The organism is Pseudomonas sp. DW-iso3, from assembly GCF_058725305.1.
Window position 1 is genome coordinate 44,376 of record NZ_JBZXDZ010000006.1, and the last position, 18,059, is coordinate 62,434.

General features: G+C 60.5%; 11 protein-coding genes. 9 read left to right on the top strand and 2 right to left on the bottom strand.

Annotation, left to right across the window (positions count from 1 at the left end):
- Window positions 1-10: 10 nt before the first annotated feature.
- Both AC4PS7_RS18200 and AC4PS7_RS18205 read left to right on the top strand, forming a co-directional pair.
- On the top strand, window positions 11-7,279 hold the full coding sequence (locus tag AC4PS7_RS18200) for a two-partner secretion domain-containing protein (protein ID WP_492179663.1): 7,269 nt from the start codon (window positions 11-13) through the stop codon (window positions 7,277-7,279).
- 916 nt (window positions 7,280-8,195) lie between these two features.
- Complete coding sequence (locus AC4PS7_RS18205) at window positions 8,196-10,784, top strand: autotransporter family protein (RefSeq protein ID WP_492179664.1); 2,589 nt, start codon at window positions 8,196-8,198, stop codon at window positions 10,782-10,784.
- A 63-nt stretch (window positions 10,785-10,847) separates the two neighbouring features.
- On the opposite strand, the gene AC4PS7_RS18210 is transcribed toward AC4PS7_RS18205, so the two are convergent.
- Window positions 10,848-11,435: a hypothetical protein gene (locus AC4PS7_RS18210; protein ID WP_010214232.1), complete on the bottom strand. Its 588-nt coding sequence runs from the start codon at window positions 11,433-11,435 to the stop codon at window positions 10,848-10,850.
- A gap of 15 nt (window positions 11,436-11,450) precedes the next feature.
- Window positions 11,451-12,062: a hypothetical protein gene (locus tag AC4PS7_RS18215; RefSeq protein ID WP_183703057.1), complete on the bottom strand. Its 612-nt coding sequence runs from the start codon at window positions 12,060-12,062 to the stop codon at window positions 11,451-11,453.
- A 272-nt stretch (window positions 12,063-12,334) separates the two neighbouring features.
- On the opposite strand from AC4PS7_RS18215, the gene AC4PS7_RS18220 reads away from it, so the two are divergent.
- The 7 genes from AC4PS7_RS18220 (at window position 12,335) to AC4PS7_RS18250 (ending at window position 17,756) form a co-directional block, all read left to right on the top strand.
- A complete protein-coding gene (locus tag AC4PS7_RS18220) occupies window positions 12,335-12,916 on the top strand; it encodes a hypothetical protein (RefSeq protein WP_183703054.1) in 582 nt (193 codons plus the stop codon).
- A gap of 40 nt (window positions 12,917-12,956) precedes the next feature.
- A complete protein-coding gene (locus tag AC4PS7_RS18225) occupies window positions 12,957-13,637 on the top strand; it encodes a CsgG/HfaB family protein (RefSeq protein ID WP_010214228.1) in 681 nt (226 codons plus the stop codon).
- 41 nt (window positions 13,638-13,678) lie between these two features.
- The gene (locus AC4PS7_RS18230; protein WP_010214227.1) at window positions 13,679-14,041 is read left to right on the top strand and encodes a DUF4810 domain-containing protein; all 363 of its coding nucleotides are present in this window, start codon (window positions 13,679-13,681) and stop codon (window positions 14,039-14,041) included.
- The gene (locus tag AC4PS7_RS18235; RefSeq protein WP_010214226.1) at window positions 14,038-14,688 is read left to right on the top strand and encodes a DUF799 domain-containing protein; all 651 of its coding nucleotides are present in this window, start codon (window positions 14,038-14,040) and stop codon (window positions 14,686-14,688) included. The genes AC4PS7_RS18230 and AC4PS7_RS18235 overlap by 4 nt, the downstream gene beginning before the upstream one ends.
- A gap of 112 nt (window positions 14,689-14,800) precedes the next feature.
- Window positions 14,801-16,441, top strand: coding sequence for a VWA domain-containing protein (locus AC4PS7_RS18240; protein WP_183703051.1), 1,641 nt, complete (start codon window positions 14,801-14,803; stop codon window positions 16,439-16,441).
- Window positions 16,442-16,593: 152 nt separating this feature from the next.
- Entirely contained in the window at window positions 16,594-17,166 is a 573-nt protein-coding gene (locus AC4PS7_RS18245; protein ID WP_010214223.1) for an RNA polymerase sigma factor, read from the top strand.
- Window positions 17,163-17,756, top strand: coding sequence for a hypothetical protein (locus AC4PS7_RS18250; RefSeq protein WP_492179665.1), 594 nt, complete (start codon window positions 17,163-17,165; stop codon window positions 17,754-17,756). The genes AC4PS7_RS18245 and AC4PS7_RS18250 overlap by 4 nt, the downstream gene beginning before the upstream one ends.
- Window positions 17,757-18,059: the final 303 nt, after the last annotated feature.

Genomic DNA, 18,059 nt, shown 5'->3' on the forward strand with positions numbered 1-18,059 from the left:
GAATCTGAAAATGGATGTTCGCCAATTTGCCTTTCTGGCCCGCCAACCTTCCGCGGCATTGATGCCGCGTAACTCGTTCCTCGGCCTGCCCAAGCGCGGGCTGGTGCTGATACTGGCCAACGCGTTGTTCTGGCAGCCGCTGCTGGCCCGGGCCGACGGCATCGTGGTCAGTGCGCCGGGGACCACCGTTGGCGCGGCGGGTAATGGCGTGCCCGTGGTGAACATCGCGACGCCTAACGGCAGTGGCCTGTCCCACAACCAGTTCAAGGACTACAACGTGGGTCCCAACGGCGTGATCCTCAACAATGCCAACGGTGCGGTGACCAACACCCAGTTGGGCGGCTATATCGTCGGCAACCCCAACCTCAAGGGCGGCGCAGCCAGCGTCATCCTCAACGAAGTCAACGGCGGCAGCCCCAGCCAGCTGCGCGGCTACACCGAAGTGGCGGGGCAATCGGCCAAGGTCATCGTGGCCAACCCCTACGGCGTCACTTGCAGCGGCTGTGGTTTCATCAACACGCCAAACGTCACCCTGACCACTGGTAAACCGGTGCTCGACGCGAACGGCCAGTTGCAGCGCTACCAGGTCGATGGCGGCGCCGTGACCATCGATGGCCAGGGCTTGAACGCGAGCAACGTCGACCGCTTCGAAATCATCACCCGCTCGGCCAAGATCAACGCGCAGATCAACGCGCGCGAACTGACGGTGATCGCCGGTCGCAATGACGTGGACGCGCGAACGCTGAACGCTACCCCACGCGCCGATGACGGCAGCACCAAGCCTGAGCTGGCCATTGATTCGTCGGCCTTGGGCGGTATGTATGCCGGCGCGATCAAGCTGGTGGGTACCGAAGCCGGTGTGGGCGTGAAACTCGACGGCACGCTCGCGGCCAGCGGCGGCGATATCCAGATCGATGCCAATGGACGCCTGAGCATGGCGCAAACGCAGGCCACCGGTAACGTCAAGGTCACGGCGCAGAACGTCGACCTTACCGACAAGGTCTACGCCGCCGGCAACGTACAAGTGACCAGCGCCCAGGCACTGGTCAACCAGAAGAGTGTGGCCGCCGGCCAACGCATCGAAATCAAGGCGACCACGGTCACCAACCCAGGCATCATCGAAGCGGGTGTCGCGCCCGATAACAGTCGAAACACCACCGGCGACCTGGTCGTCGATGCGCAAACCGTCAACACCACTGGCAACTTGCTGGCCAGCCGAGCCCTGGCGATCACCGCCGCGCAAGCGCTGACCAACCAGGGCGCAATCATCCAGGCCAAGAACGTCAGCGTCAGCAGCGCCAAACTGACCAACCAGGGCGCCACTGCACGTCTTTTCGGCGAGCAGGCCCTGACCGTCGACGCACCGGCCATTGTCAACCTCGGCGGTTTGATCCGCTTTGGTGACGGCCAGGCCGCCACGCTGACCAGTGCCTCCCTGGACAACCGCCAAGGCCGCATTGAAATGGCCGGCGGCAGCCTGGTGCTCGACAGCCGCGAGCTGAACAACAACGGCGGGCAGGTCGTCGCCAACCAACTGACGGTCAACGCGGGCAACCTGAACAACCAGAACGGCGTGCTGCTGGCTGGCGTGACGACAGTCAACGCCACCAACCTCGATAACAGCCTTAAAGGCTTGATCCAGGCCGACAATGGCGCGTTGAATCTCACCGTCGCCAACGCCTTCAACAACAACCAGGGTTTCGCCCAGGCCAGCACCGACCTCAGCCTCAACGCCGGCACCCTTAGCAGCAACGCCAATGGTGTGCTGAGCGCCAACACCGGCAAGCTCACTCTCGTGACTGCCCAACAGCTCAACAACGCTCAAGGCCGCTTGCAGGCCGGGCAGGGCAATGTCGAGCTGCACGCTGCAAACCTGGATAACCAGAGCGGCGTGATCGTCGGCAAGCAGCTGCTGCTCGACGTCAACGCAGGGGACATCGACAACCGCGCCGGCCGTGTGCTCGGCGACAAGCTCGACGTACGCGCCTCCGGCCTCGATAACCGCAACGCCGGCCTGCTGGCCGGTGGTGCCGAAGGCGTCAGCCTGCTGCTCAAAGGCCCGGGCCAGTTGCTCAATGCCCAAGGCCGCATCCAGAGCGAAGGCCTCTTGCAACTGCAAGGCGAGCGCCTGGACAACAGCGCCGGCATCCTGCTCGGCCAAACGGTCGACGTGACCGCCCAGCGCTTCACCAACAGCAACAAGGGCGCGCTGGTCAGCGATGGCGGCGACATCACCTTCAACGTCAGTGACCTGCTGACCAACGTCGATGGCGTGATCGACGCCGGCGAGCGCAACCTGCTGGTCAAGGCCCTCACCACCCTCAACAACGACGGCGGCACCCTGCGCGGCAAGCGTCTGGACATCGCCGCCCAGTATTTGAACAACGACAACGGCCAACTGCTGGCCGGCAACCTGGGCCTGGGCTACAGCGGCCAGAGTGTGACCAACCGCAAAGGCCTGATCCTCAGCGGCGGCGCGCACACCGAACTGGACACCGCAAGCCTGGATAACCAGGGCGGCACTGTGCAAGGCGATACCTTGACCGTCACCGCCGACAAGGCCGACAACGGCAGCGGTGGCCTGATGGCGAGCTTGCTGGGCGACCTGCAACTGACGGTCGAAGCCCTGACCAACCGTGGCGGCAAACTGTTCGGTAAAGAACAGGTCACCGTCAGCGGCGCGACCCTCGACAACAGCGCCAGCGGCCAGATCAGCGGCAATGTGCTCAACCTGACCTCACGCGCTACCCTCACCAACCAGGGGGGCCTGATCGAAGCCAACCAAGGCCTGACCCTCGTCGGCGGCAACCTCGACAACAGTGCCGGCGGCCAAGTGCGTGCATTGGGCGGCGCCAACAGCAGCCTCGACTTCAGCGACCAGCTAAACAACCAGAACGGTACGCTGGAGTTCGCCAGCCAGGCCTTGCGCCTCGACACCGCGAACCTCAACAACCAGGGCGGTATGTTGCAGCACGCCGGCAGTGGCCTGTTCCATATCAACACTGCCGGCCTTACTGGCAGCCAAGGCAATATCCAGGGCATGGGCACCGCTGACTGGGCATTCGGTAAAGTCGTCAGCCTCGGCCGTGTACAACTCAACGAAGTCCTTACCTACAAAAGCGCCCAGGGCCTGACCCTCAAGGCCGGCGACCGCATGGCCAGTGGCAAGGGGTTGATCCTCGACGTAGCCAGCCTCGACAACGGCGGCGAATTGCTCAGCGATGGTGATTTGAGCATCACCACCACCGGCGACATCACCAACAGTGGTCGTGTGTCGGCCTTGCAAAAACTCAGCGTGACGGCGAATAACCTCAGCCAGAACGGCGGACGCCTGGCGGGCAGCCACACTCAACTGAACCTGGGCGGTACGCTGGATAACCTTGGTTTTCTTACCGCACGTCAGCAACTGGACATTGCGGCGACCCAGATCAATAACCGAGGAACCCTGGGCGCCCAGGGTGCCGTGAACCTGCTGGCGTCGAACGGTTTCACCAATGCTGCCGATTCGCTGCTGTTCAGTGGCGGCAATATGATTTTGCGTGGCAACAACTTCAGCAATACCTACGGTGACGTGTACAGCCAGGGCAACCTCAGCTTTGCCGCCATTGATGGCGGGCCTGCCGCCGGTTTCAGCAACCTTTCCGGCACCGTCGAAAGTACCGGCAATATCAGCATCAATGCGGCGTTTGTGGAAAACGCCAAGGCCGAATTCGAACTCGGGCAAACCCTGCAGGGTGGGCGTGTGGAGTGGTTATGTGGCCAGCATTGCGACGGGCATGATTCGTTCAAACGTGGCCAAATCAACATCTACCAGACCTACCTCGAATCAGCGGTCAAGGACTCGGCACCCGCTCGCCTTGTAGCAGGCAAGGATCTGCTGATCCAGGCGAATATGGTGCAGAACCGCTACAGCCTGATGGCCGCCAATGGCAACCTGGGCATCGTCGCCAATGACCTGCTCAACCAGGGCGCGGGTACGCGCACCGGTCAAAACACCATCGTCATCGGTACGCCGTACAGGATCGACCTTGGCTATTGGGACCAGATGGAGTACGTCGATATCCCGGCGTTCAACGCTGCGGTCGCGGCCGGTAACTTTGACCTGGCGCGTTTCGAAGCACTCAAGGCGCGTTCTTCGGATGCCCGTTTCGCTGAGGTCAGTAACGTCACCACCTGGACCGACAACACCGGCCCAGGCTATGGCGCCACCCTGCAAGCCGGCGGCACCGTCAACCTCAACGTCGCCCGCACCCTGCAAAACGGCACGTTGCACGAAAACACCCTGGCGCAATTGACCGGCACCTTGGGCGATGACCAGACCGGCATCCCTGTCGGTGGCATCAACATCAACCTGAGCAAGCACGCCAACGACGTCAGCGCCCAGTCGCCCGGCACCGTGCTGCCAGTGGCCGGTGTCGCACCCGGCGGCGGATTCGTGCCTGTGGACTACACGGGCACGCCGTTCGCGCCGGTCGACCCCACCACCGCGCCCAACTTCCAGTTGCCCAAGGGCGAATACGGTCTGTTCGTTAAAAACGTCGACCCTACCAGCCATTACTTGATCGAAACCAACCCCGAGTTCACCTCGTTAGAGGGCTTCTTCAGCTCCGACTACATGCTCGGCAAACTCGGCTACAGCGCCGACGACGCCTGGCGTCGCCTCGGTGACGGCCAGTACGAAACCCGCCTGATCCGCGACGCGGTGCTCGCCCAGACCGGCCAACGCTTCCTCGCTGGCGGCCTGTACAGCGACGCCGACCAATTCCGCTACCTGATGGACAACGCCCTCGCGAGCAAAGACGCCCTGCGTCTGAGTGTCGGTGTCACGCTGACCAGCCAGCAGGTCGGCGCCTTGACCCACGACATTGTGTGGATGGAAAACCGCGTAGTCGACGGCCAGACAGTCCTCGTCCCGGTGCTGTACCTGGCCCAGGCCGAATCGCGCAACGTACGCGGCAACAGCCTGATTCAGGGGCGCGACCTGAACTTGGTCACCGGCGGCGACCTGGTCAACGTCGGCACCCTGCGCGCCAGCAACAATCTCTCTGCCGCCAGCACGGGCGGTAGCATTTACACCGGCGGCCTGATCGAAGCCGGCAACAACCTGAGCCTGCTGGCCGACGACAGCATCCGCAACGCCATGGCCGGCGAAATTCGCGGCAAGCAAGTCAGCCTCGCCACGCTCAAAGGCGACATCACCAACGACACCACCGCCATCCAGGTGCGTGACGGCGCCGGCATGCGCACCCTCAGGGACAGCGGCGCCGGCACCATCGTCGCCCGCGAAAACCTGGCCATGGACGCCCACCGCGACCTCACCAACCGCGGCGCCCTGGTCGCCGGTAACGACGCCAGCCTCGTCGCCGGCCGCGACCTCAACCTCGTTGCCGCCAGCGATACCAGCGTCAAGCATGAATTCAGCGACGGCGGCCATAAATCCAGCATCACCACCGACGTCAAAAACCTTGCCGCCTCCGTCACGGCGGGGGGCAACCTGAACATGAAGGCCGGGCAGGATGTAAACATCATCGGCAGCAACGCTACTGCTGGCAAAGACATGAACGTGCAGGCTGTACGCGATTTCAACGTTGTCTCCGTTGGTGATACGCACAACGTCGAGGGCCGGGAAAAGGATGGCAAGAAACGCATCAAGACCTCGGACGAGCAAACCACGCAAGTCGCGAGTGTGTTGACAGCTGGCAGGGACTTTACCAGCCAGGCCGGGCGTGACACGACGCTCGTCGCCAGCAAGATCAGTGCGGGGAATGAGGCGTACCTGTACAGCGATCGGCGCTTGGGCCTGCTGGCGGGGCAAAACAGCGCCTACACACTCTATGACATGAAGAAAAATAGTGGCTGGGGGAGTAAACAAACCCGTCGCGATGAAGTGACCCGCGTGACGCACGTCGGCAGTGAAATCAATGCAGGTGGCGATATCGGCTTGATCAGTGGCAGTGACCAACTCTACCAGCGCGCCAAATTGACGAGTGGCAAAGACGTCAACATCCTCAGTGGTGGATCGGTGACGTTCGAGGCGGTCAAAGACCTGCATCAAGAAAGCCATACCAAGAGCAAAAGCGATTTGGCCTGGACGAGCTCATCAGGGCGCGGCAACACCGATGAAACCCTTCGCCAGACTCAAATCGTTGCACAGGGCAAGTTCGCGATCCAGGCCGTCGATGGCTTGAAGGTTGATATCAACCATATCGACCAGAAAACGGTTGCCCAGACCATTGATGTGATGGTCAAGGCGGACCCGCAGTTGGCGTGGTTGAAGGATGCCGAGAAACGCGGCGATGTCGACTGGCGCCAGGTTCAAGAGGTGCATGACTCCTTTAAGTACAGCCATTCGAGTCTGGGCCAGGGCGCGATGCTGGCCATCATTATTGTCGTGACGGCACTGACCGCGGGAGCTGCAAGCGGCCCACTGGGTGCTGCGGCCGGGGCCAGTGCCGGGTCGGGTACGGCAATGGCGGCGGCGGGCAGTTCTGCGATGGTGACGGCGGGCACAGCGTCAGGTGTGGCGGCGGCAGGCTGGGGTAACGTGATGATTACAACGGCACTCTCTTCAATGGCAGGCACGGCGGCTGCAAGCACGATCAATAACAAGGGTAATCTTGGAAAGGTGTTTGACGATGTGACCAGCGCAGATGCCCTGAAAGGCTACGCCACGGGCGCGGCGATTGCCGGTTTTGGTGCGGCCTTCACCAACGGTTGGGGGCGTGAATTAACATCGGACGGTAACTACAAGACGGTGAGTTATGCCGAGCGGGTCAAGGCTTATACCGCGAATACCGCACTGAAAGGCGTGTTGAGTGGCAAAGATAAAAAGTCTTGGCTGACCATCGCGGGCACGGGGGCGCTGACCGAAGTGTATGAATACTCTGCTGGCCGTGGGCCGGATGTAAGACCAGGCGTGGACAGAGACGGAGGGGCAAAATATGACCCGCTTAGCGGCGGCTATGTCCCACAAGTTGATGAGGGTGGCGTGATAAGAGAGGGGAAAAATATTGGTCTTAACCGTACAACAGACTGTGGTAGCTTTTATTCTGTTTGTCACGGTACTCCAGTCAGCAATATATTAAATCAAGTTCCAGGGTTTAATGGGTTTGCTACATTGCACGATGGCTGGATGATTAATTTGGAAGCCTACAAAAAAGCGGATATGTCGCTTTTTGAAAATTTGGGCAGCATGCCGCCTGCTCTGATTGTGAATTATGGAGCCCTGTACGATAAGTACCGCCCAGCCATTGAATCGGAGAAAAAGCGTGAAAATTAATAAATGGCTTTTAATCGTATTATTGTCGGCCTTGGCGGGGTGCGCACCTTCCCATTCCAATTGGGAAAATGGAATGAATCTCTGGGTAGGTACTCATTTTGATTCCCATCTTTACAAGGACTGCACGCGAGGCTGTGGCGACTCATATTGGTCGCCTGTAAATGAGAACAAGACGTTTGATAAGGTTGTTGATGAAAGCGGAGGCAAACGCTATTACATAACTTGGATTAGAGATTGTCGATATTCGGTTTTTGTCGCTGCGGATCGGATAATAAAGTCATGGAGATACGAAACGTCTAACGTAAAAGGATGTTATGTCTTTTAACGGCTGTCTTGAGCGGAGAGAAAGCATACAGGTTTATTGAGTGATTACTGGCCGGTCAGCGCCAAGCCTAAATAAATCCGTCCCCATTTTCGCGTCCCCATTTTCGATATAGGCGGTTCGTCAGAAATTCTTGGAAGCAGTCTGCGCCTACGGTTCTGAAGTTATTAACGGCGTTATAACCAGTGGGTGCTCCAGCCAATAAAGCCAACTCCAGTTACTACCTGTTTTAGAAAAAGTCGGACACACGGGTGTGGTGTGATGGCGACGCGCGTAGATATTGATTTCTGTGCTCGACTACGCATCTTGCCGATACAGCCCCGAACCTTTTCGTGGATCCCAATGTCTTTACCCCGCCCAACCCCATCCGGTTGGGCTGCATGGACTGCAACGTTTTCAACAGCATTAAGGATTAATGTGAGCCTTCCCCCCTATTCCCTGCCTCGTCACTGCCTTTCGCGGTGCGAAGGGTTGCACCTGCGCATCCGGCACGCGCGACAAGGGTATGCACTCGGATCCTTTGATCCTTCGCTCAGTACACCTGCGGCCGCCGGGCCTATTGGCGGCTTTGATCTGTAGTTCATGGAGTTAGAAATGAAGCGCAAGCAGTTCCAGAAAAGCCTGTTGGCAGTCATGGTCGGCGCAATCAGCACCCAGGTGCTGGCGGTGGATGTCGACCTTGGCGCAGGCAAAACGATGTTCATCAGCGAAACCTACAATGAGTCGTTGGTGCTCACCGGGCAGACCACCCAGGTGGTCGATCAGAACAGCACGGCCGCTGCGGGGCTGGGGGTCGCCAATACCCACATCCAGGGCTCGTTGATCAACCGCGCGGACATTACGCTGAATGCCGATGGCCGTACCATCCGTGGCATTGCGCTGGACCCGATGTACTGGACCGGTCCTCAGAACCTGAGCCCCGGTTCTGTCACGGGTAACGTCGAGCAGGCCGGTATCATTTCGATGAACAATGGCGGCGACGAAGGCATGGAGATCGGCAAGACGGTCATTGGCGGCAGTGTGATCAACTCCGGCACGATCCGTTCGACACCCCCTTCGACACCGGCACCGTTTCCCTCCTTCATCGGTGGGGGCGAGGGTATTTACCTGCATGGCACCACCATCGCCGGGGATGTTTCCAACACTGGCCTGATCGACATGGCGGGTGAAGGCGCGATCGGCATCATTCTGGACCGTGACAACAATACCCCGACCACCATCGGCGGCAAGATCCTCAACTCCGGCACCGTCAAGGCGACGGGCGAAGGCGCCTGGGGCATCGAAGTTGAAACCGAGACCAGCCCGCTGCGTATCGAAAACAGTGGCCTGGTCTCGGCCAATGGTCTGGGCGCTCGTGGCATGTTGGTGTACCAGGGCACCTTCGATTACATCCTCAATACCGGCACCATCGAAGGCGTGGGCACCGATGCGGGGGCGTTCGAATTCTCCGGTGCCGACTTTGTGCAAAACAGCGCGGCGGGCTCACGCGGTATCGTCAACCGCGGGATCATCCGCGCTGACGGCACAGCCATCAGTGTCAACCCGGCCGACCAGGTCTCGACGTTTGAAATCAACCAGCAGGCCGGCGAGATTCGCAGCAATTCCGGTACCGCGATTGATGCAGCCAACCTCGCGACGTTGAATTGGACGGGTGGCAACATCATCGGTGATGTGCTGAACCTGAACGCGGTGAACATCGACGGCCAGGCGGGCTTCACGGGCCGCCGCATCATCGCGCCGGTGTCGATCAACTCAGGTTCACTGAACCTCTCCGCGCCAGGCACTGCAATTACCGGCAACCTCAACGTGGCCAGCGGCGCCGGCATTGATATGCACCTTTCCGACAGCGTGGTGCCGACCACGCCGTACCTGACCGTCAACGGTGCCGCCAACTTTGCCCAAGCCTCGAAGCTGACGGTAAGCGCCAACCCAGGTGATTTCGCCAGCACCAACAGCGGCACTCAATACACCCTGCTGCAAGCCACCAGCGTGCAAGATAACGGCCTGTCGGTGGCCAGTTCTTCGGCGCTGCTGAACGTGCTCAGCTACTCGGCCGACGCGCAGACAGTCAAGGCCGTGGTGGCGGTCAAAGATAATCAGCAAGTCCAGCAAGCGCTGGCCGGAGTGGGCGCCAGCGCGGCTTCAGCCACAGCGGTCAACACCTTCAAGAATGGCGTACTGAGCCAGCTCAGCCAAAACGATCAGGTGTTCCAGGCCCTGGCCAACGCCGGTACGGCGCAGCAACTGGCCCAGATCAGTGACCAGCTCAAGCCGGACGTCAACCGTGGCGCACTGGATGTGGCGTTGTCCGGGCAAACCGTGATCAACGGCGCGATCTTCAATCGCCTCACTGACCAACGCGAAAGCCGCCAGGCCGGTGGCGTGTGGGTGCAGGGTCTGAGCAGCAACATGGACCAGGACGGCCGTGGCGGTGACAACGGTTACTCGGCCAACAGCAGCGGCATGGCGGTGGGTGTGGACAGTCGTGTGAACGACACCACCACCTTGGGCGTGGCGTACAGCTACCTCAATTCCAACATCCATTCCGACCTCGGCAACAAGACCGATGTCGAGGGCCATGCGCTGTCGCTGTACGGCAATTGGTCGCTGCAGAACTGGTTTGTCGACGGCAGTCTCAGCTACGGCCATAACGACAACGACAGCAAGCGCCATATCGCAGGCACTACAGCCAAGGGCAGTTACGACAGCAACGTGTTGTCGGCCAGCGTGATCGGCGGCTACAGCTTCAAGCCGTCCCAGGCCGTCGTGATCGAGCCTCGTGTGGCTGCGCGTTACTCCAACGTGCGCATGGAGGGCTACGACGAGAAAGGGTCGTCGGCCGCCCTGAGCACAGGTTCGCAGCGTTATGAAGTGGGCGAGTTGGGCGCTGGCGTGCGTCTGGCTGGCAACCTGCCAATGGGCGCAGGCAGCCTGCAGCCGGAAGCGACGTTGATGGCGTATCACGACCTGATGGGCGATCGCGTGGCGCAAACTTCCAGCTACATGCTCGGCGGTTCGGCATTCACTGTGACCGGCGCGTCAGTGGCACGGGATAGCTATGAAGCCAGTGTGGGTGTGAACTACCAGGTTGCAGACTTCACCGTGGGCGCCAGTTACACCCGTCAGGCGCGCAGTGGGTTTGACGCCGATGGCGTGATGCTCAAGGCGCGCTATGCGTTTTAAGCACAGTTAAGGTCATACGCTTTGCCTGTGGCGAGGGAGCCCGCTCCGTCGCCACAGGTTTCATCAGAACAACTTGCGCTGCACCGCTTCATCCAGCGTACTGCGCGTCAGCGCCTCCACCACTTCCAGCGTGTCCGCCTGGAACGGGATGCCCACGATCAGCACCAGGTGCATCCAGGTGCGTACCGATTCGCTCTTCTTCACACGAGCCAACTCCTTGCCATCCTTGTCCTTGAATACCGTTTCCAGGGTGAAGGTGTTTTTTGCCGTGCTCGGAATGAGGAACAGCGTAAAGCCGGTGATGAACGCCGACACCGGGCTGTACTCTTCGTTGTTGTGCAGCGTGGCATCCACGTAGATGTCCGAGTCGACTTTGTCAGTGCTCACCCGTGAAAAACGATTGGACTGGCGCAACGAGTCAGCCACGGCTTTTTCCCACACCACCACCGGGGCACCGACGGCAGCATTGCCCGGACCGCCGTTGACGTGGTTTTGCGCGGTGGTATGCACATACGCCGTCGGTTTTTGCGCCGGCACGTTAGCCGTCGGAGGCCAGGTCTGCACCGCTGGCAGTTCGTGTTGTGAGTAGGACACGCAGCCGGTCAGCAAGACTGCCGCGAGTACCAGGCAGTGTTTGATCAATCCTTTCATGTGTTGCTCCTGAAACTAGGGTTTCGCCAGGTTGGCGGTAGCGGTGTCGAGCAGTTGCGTGACCAGTTTGGTCAGTTGCTGGCCGCCCATCGAAGGCGCCCAATATTGGCCGCTGTACAACCCGACGTTATGTTCGAACTTGATCGACTCCTTCGCCGACGCCAGCTCCTTGCCATCGCGATCGACGATGACCAGGTCGCCGGCGACGTCAAAGCTGTCCACGTAGATCGGTCCGTTGACCCAGATCCAAATGGTCAACGTCAGCAGCGCCCCCGGCACGTACGCCGGGTGCGGGGCGCGATGACCCTTGAGGGAAGTCATATTGAATTTGAGGGTGACGTCGTGCTCGCCCAGGCGTACCGGATACTCGGTCACCTGCTTGAAATAGCCCGCCGTGCGCACGTACTGGGTGATCTGGGCCGTGAGGGAGCTGCTGATCGCCGTTTTGTTGGCTTCATTGACGTCGGTGGCATTCACCGTCACATCGGCGACTTGCGCACTGCGCGGGCTGCTGGTGGAAGCCGGATGGAGCGGAGCGCCGATGGGGCCGGTGACGGTGTATGACACACAGCCGGTCATCGATAACGCGGCGACGAGCGTTGCCGCCCGGAGGAGGGTTTTCAACACGCAATATCCCTATAAATGAATGAACCAAGCCACTGTCTCGTCTTTCAGGGGCATAACTTGAGGGGAGGTTTTTTATCTGTCGGGTGAAGGCTATTAGCCATCACTCTTTTTGGTTGACTGACAACGCCTTAGCGCATGGCGACCGGATGGTTGCACGTAAGCGTCAGTAAAGCGACGCCACACGGGCTTCAAAACAACTTGAGAACGGCTTTCAACTCCGTAAAATGCCGCGACTGTTTAAAGCACGATACTTTTCAGGGACGAATTCAGACATGCGCGTGTTTGCCGTATTTCTCGCGGCCTGCCTTATGGCGGGCTGTGCCTCCAAGCCGGATTACTACATCTCCCCGGCGCCGGTAGCCATTCCCAAGACCGCTACCTACTGGCTCGACACCTTCGATGTTGAGGTGGTGGGCAAGAATGAACGCTTCCTGTCGGATGACAAAGTGCGCCAGCAGCTCGGTGTCGATTTGATCGACCGCCTGCTCAAGGCCAAGCGCTACGCCAGCAGCAAGGACAAGGCCGATTACCTGCTGGATGTGAACGTCATCTATACCCGGCGGATACAAGACACCCAAGGCGGTTTCATGACGGCCATCGTCGATGACAAGACCATCCTCGCCAGTGTCGACTTCAACTACCAGGTCAAGGTCAAGAAAGCCGGCGCCGAAGTGCTGCATTTCTCTCAGGCTCGCCAAGGGCTGATGCCAGGCGGCTACAAGGGCGACTGGCAGAACATTAAAACGATGGCCGGGGTGCTGACCAACTCTGGCAACTCCAGCGTCGAGACCTTCTACACCGGTTTATTGAGCCGATTCATCGTTGACGATTTGCGCGACATTCCGTCCCGCTAGCGTCAGCGGCCGCACCCGATTTCCCACTTAGGAGCACCCTGTGAAAACACTGTCCAAAATCCTGCTGTCCGGCCTCACCGCCGCAGCGCTGCTGACCGTGGCCGGTTGCGCCACGGAGAGCAATCGCGCCATGCCGGTGGAACAAGTCGCCAGCGCCAACGTCGCCTATTCCGGTGTGCGGGTACCGATTGCAGTCGGTAAGTTCGACAACCGCTCCAGCTACATGCGCGGCATCTTCTCCGACGGCGTTGACCGCCTCGGTGGCCAGGCCAAGACCATCCTGATCACCCACCTGCAGCAGACCAACCGCTTCAGCGTGCTGGACCGCGACAACATGGGCGAGATCTCCCAGGAAGCCGCGATCAAAGGCACTGTGCAGAAGCTCAAGGGCGCTGACTACGTCGTGACCGGCGACGTGACCGAGTTTGGCCGCAAAGAAACCGGCGACCGCCAGCTGTTCGGCATCCTCGGGCGTGGCAAGACCCAAGTGGCTTACGCCAAAGTCGCGTTGAACATCGTCAACATCAGCACCTCCGAAGTGGTGTATTCCACCCAGGGCGCCGGTGAATACGCGCTGTCCAACCGTGAAGTGATCGGTTTCGGCGGCACCGCCAGCTACGACTCCACCCTCAATGGCAAGGTCCTCGACCTGGCCATGCGTGAAGCCATCAACCGCCTTGTCGACGGCATCAACGCTGGCGCCTGGAACCCACGCAACTGATCAGCAGCACCTCAAGCAGCACTTCAAGGAGCAGTACAAGGATGAGCAAGGCAGTCAAGTTGGCGCTGATGCTGACAGCAGTGGCGACGGTCGCCGGGTGCCAGACGGCGCCCCAGCCGTTGTATCAATGGGAAAGTTATCAGCCGCAGGTTTACGAATACTTCAAGGGCGAGCCCAAGGAAGCGCAGGTCGAGGCGCTGGAGCGGGACCTGCAGAAGATCAACGCCAGTGGCCGTAAGGCCCCGCCGGGTTACCACGCCCACCTGGGCATGCTGTACCTGAGTCTGGGCAAGGATGACCAGATGGTGCAGGAATTCCGCACCGAGAAGGCGCTGTTCCCTGAGTCTGCCTCGTACATGGACTTTTTGCTGAAGAACGCCAAGACCGGAGTCGCCACTAAATGAGCCTGTTGAAACTCACGGGCGCCTTGCTGGCCCTGGCCCTGCTCGGCGGTTGCGCAGCCCCCAAGACCATTGATTACACGGCATACAAACAGGCACGACCAAAGTCGATCCTGGTCCTGCCGCCGATCAATGAGTCGCCGGAAGTGCAGGCGTCCTACAGCATGGTCTCGCAAGTGACCTACCCGCTGGCCGAAGCTGGCTACTACGTGTTGCCGATCGCCCTGGTGGACGAAACCTTCCGCCAGAACGGCCTGACCACCGCCAACGATATCCAGGCGGTGCCACCGGCCAAGCTGCATGACATCTTCGGCGCGGATTCGGCGTTGTACATCACCGTTACCAATTACGGCACCAAGTACATGCTGATCTCCAGCGACACCTCCGTGACGGCCTCGGCCAAACTGGTCGACCTGCGCACCGGCACCACCCTGTGGACCGGCTCGGCGCATGCGTCCAGCGAGGAAGGCAACAACAACGGCGGCGGCCTCATCGGCATGCTGATCACTGCGGCGGTCAAGCAAGTGATCAACAGCTCCACCGATGCGGCGCATCCGATTGCCGGTATCACCAGTGCGCGCCTGCTGTCGCCGGGTCAGCGTGCGGGGATCCTGTACGGTCCACGTAACCCGAAATACGGTACTGACTGATTGAGCGGTTCGGCGGGGCAGGTTTTCCTGTCCCGCCGAACGGTTTAACCCGAACAGCCAGCCTCTCGCGTCTGACCTTGTGAACGGATCATTCATTCACGAGGTTCAGCCCATGTCCCGTCCTCTGCTCTTCCTGCGTCCTGCTGCCCAGGGCTTTGCCGTTACCTTGCTGGTGACGCTGGCCGGTTGTGGCCTGTCCTCTTCCCATGATGCGGCCGAGCCTGCCGAAGCTGCGCCGGTCTCCGCGCTGCAAAGTATCCCCGTACAAGGCGCATTGGTTAAACGCATGCCCATGCCTGCGCCCATGAGCGCACAAAGGGTGATGCAGGATTCCATCGCGATGGAATACCGCAGCGAACCCCGCGAACAATACGAAAACCTGCCGGACAACCCGGTGCATCGCGTGGCTGAAACGCCGGTTTCAACCTTCAGCGTGGATGTCGACACCGGCAGCTACGCCAACGTAAGACGCTTCCTCAACCAAGGCAGCCTGCCGCCCGAAGGCGCTGTGCGTCTGGAGGAAATGGTCAACTATTTTCCCTACAGCTACGCACTGCCCACCGACGGCTCGCCCTTTGGCGTGACCACCGAAGTGGCCGCCACACCGTGGAACCCTCGCACCCAGTTGCTGCGCATCGGCATCAAGGCCTCCGACCGCGCCGTGGCAGAGTTGGCGCCGGCCAACCTGGTGTTCCTGGTGGACGTGTCCGGCTCCATGGACCGCCGCGAAGGCTTGCCGCTGGTCAAAAGCACGCTGAAATTGCTGGTGGACCAGTTGCGTGAACAGGACCGTGTTTCGTTGGTGGTGTATGCCGGTGAATCCCGGGTGGTGCTCAAGCCTACCTCGGGTCGTGACAAGCAGAAGATCCGCAACGCCATCGACCAACTCACTGCCGGCGGCTCCACGGCGGGCGCGTCCGGCATCGAACTCGCCTACCAGATGGCCCGCGAAGGCTTTATCGACAAGGGCATCAATCGCATCCTGCTGGCCACCGACGGTGACTTCAACGTGGGCATAAGCGACTTCGACAGCCTCAAGCAGATGGCCGCAGAGCAGCGTAAAAGTGGCGTGTCTCTCACCACCCTGGGCTTCGGTGTGGATAACTACAACGAACACCTGATGGAACAACTGGCCGACGCGGGCGACGGTAACTACGCCTACATCGACACCCTGCGTGAAGCGCGCAAAGTGTTGGTGGACCAACTCAGTTCGACCCTGGCGGTCGTGGCTCGGGATGTGAAACTGCAGGTGGAATTCAACCCCGCACGCGTCAGCGAATATCGCCTGCTCGGCTATGAAAACCGCGCCTTGAAGCGTGAGGATTTCAACAACGACAAGGTCGACGCGGGTGAGATCGGTGCAGGGCATACGGTAACGGCGTTGTACGAAATTGTGCCGAAGGGCGAGAAAGGGTGGTTGGAGCCTTTGCGTTACGCGGCCGTGCCGGCGCCTGAGGAAAAATCCGCTGAGCTCGCGATGCTGCGTGTGCGCTACAAGCCTGCTGCGGGAGGTGACAGCCAGTTGATCGAGCGGCCCATCAGCACTGTTTCGGGCAAGGCCAGTGAAGACCTGCGTTTCGCCGCCGCCGTCGCTGCCTTCGCCCAACAGCTCAAGGGCGATGGCCGCTACACTGGTAGCATGAGCCTGCAGGACACCGCTGCACTGGCCCGCTCGGCCCGAGGCAATGACCCGTTCGGCCTGCGCAATGAGTTCGTACAACTGGTGGAACTGGCCCAAAGCCTCAAACACTGATTGCCCATGCAACGACGATCCAATGTGGGAGCTGGCTTGCCTGCGATAGCATCATTGCGGTGTGACTGAAACACCGAAGCCTCTGCATCGCGGGCAAGCCCGGCTCCCACAGGTCATCTGCATTGATCCATCGAAAGGAGTTCGCCACCTACATGGCCGTACCCGATGATTCACCCAGCGACGAAGCGCTACTGGCCCGCTACCGAACCGGCGACAGTGCCGCGTTCGAAGCCCTGTATGCGCGGCACCGCCAGGGCCTGTACCGATTCCTCGTATCCCTGAGCAACAAGGCCGAACTGGCCGAGGAAATCTACCAGGAAACCTGGCTCAGCCTGATCCGCAGCGCCACCCAGCCACAAGGCCGGGCGAGTTTTCGCACATGGCTGTTCCAGATCGCCCGCAACCGCCTGATCGACCATTGGCGCAAGCACGGCATCCACAACCCGCTGCACGACAGCTACGACGAGCAATTGCACGCCCAGGCCGACGACAGCGCCGGCCCCGAGCAGCAACTGAGCCTGAGCCGCGACCAGGCCCGCCTCGATGCAGCGCTGCAAGGCCTGCCCGAAGACCAGCGCGAAGTCTTCCTGCTGCGCCTGCACGGCGACCTCGAAGTGCCGCAAATCGCCGCCCTCACCGGCACCCCGCTGGAAACCGTCAAAAGCCGCCTGCGTTACGCCCAGCAGAAACTGCGCCGCCTGCTGGCCGAGGAGATACCCGCATGACCGACTCCCGACACACCCCGGACCCCGACGACGTGCTGCTCCAGCATTTCCGTCAACACAGCACCGGCGAACCGCCCGCGTCCCTCGACGCCTTCATCCTCAACGCCGCCCGCCGCGAAGCCCCTGCGCCGCAGCCGAACCTGTGGCAACACTGGCTGCAAGCCTGCCAACGGCCACGCTGGCAAATGGCATTCGCCACCGTCGCAGGCGTGGCACTGATGATCGGCGTAGTGATGCGCTCGCCCGTGCCGCAACCCGAAATCTCCACCGCGACCTTCTCCGCACCTCAAGAGCAAGCCGCACGTCCAGCCCCGCCATCGATGTCCGCCCCTGCCCCCGTGGCCCGACTGGCCATCGCGCCCAAGGCCGAGAGTGCGCAAGTCATGGGCTCAATGGCGGACGAGTCGAGCACCAAACTCAGCAAGCGCGCGCCGCTGGCGTTACCTTCGTTGGAGGAGGGGTTGCAGGAGATTGTGAACCTGCGTGCGGCAGGGCAAAGCAAGGCAGCGGATGAGAAGCTGCTGGCGTTGCATCAGCGTTTTCCTGAGGAAGACTTGCCGGCGTTGTTGGAGGCGTTGCGGAAACGTTAAGCCGTCGACTGAAAGAAAGGCCCAGGTGTTTTGAGCTGGGGCTTTCTTGTTATATCTGGTGGCCCGGCGTCGTTTGAACTGGACAGTAAGAGGCCAGTATTCATTGGGTCTGCTTGGTGGTGCTTCGGTTAGGCATACACGTGGGCATACACGGCGCTTCCTTCTGGCCACTTTTTCGTGGCATCCCCGTGGGGCAAAGCAACACCAAATCGTTGATGCATTGATAGTCTGTATACGCGCTCAGCCGGCTAGGACTTTTCTCTTAAGCTAATCAGGCTCAACACCCAAAACCGAACGCATGAC

Coding starts and splice junctions, on each gene's coding strand:
- AC4PS7_RS18230 (WP_010214227.1), top strand. CDS start 13,679: ATGAGCAAGGCAGTCAAGTTGGCGCTGATGCTGACAGCAGTGGCGACG.
- AC4PS7_RS18240 (WP_183703051.1), top strand. CDS start 14,801: ATGTCCCGTCCTCTGCTCTTCCTGCGTCCTGCTGCCCAGGGCTTTGCC.
- AC4PS7_RS18235 (WP_010214226.1), top strand. CDS start 14,038: ATGAGCCTGTTGAAACTCACGGGCGCCTTGCTGGCCCTGGCCCTGCTC.
- AC4PS7_RS18205 (WP_492179664.1), top strand. CDS start 8,196: ATGAAGCGCAAGCAGTTCCAGAAAAGCCTGTTGGCAGTCATGGTCGGC.
- AC4PS7_RS18250 (WP_492179665.1), top strand. CDS start 17,163: ATGACCGACTCCCGACACACCCCGGACCCCGACGACGTGCTGCTCCAG.
- AC4PS7_RS18210 (WP_010214232.1), bottom strand. CDS start 11,435: ATGAAAGGATTGATCAAACACTGCCTGGTACTCGCGGCAGTCTTGCTG.
- AC4PS7_RS18245 (WP_010214223.1), top strand. CDS start 16,594: ATGGCCGTACCCGATGATTCACCCAGCGACGAAGCGCTACTGGCCCGC.
- AC4PS7_RS18220 (WP_183703054.1), top strand. CDS start 12,335: ATGCGCGTGTTTGCCGTATTTCTCGCGGCCTGCCTTATGGCGGGCTGT.
- AC4PS7_RS18200 (WP_492179663.1), top strand. CDS start 11: ATGGATGTTCGCCAATTTGCCTTTCTGGCCCGCCAACCTTCCGCGGCA.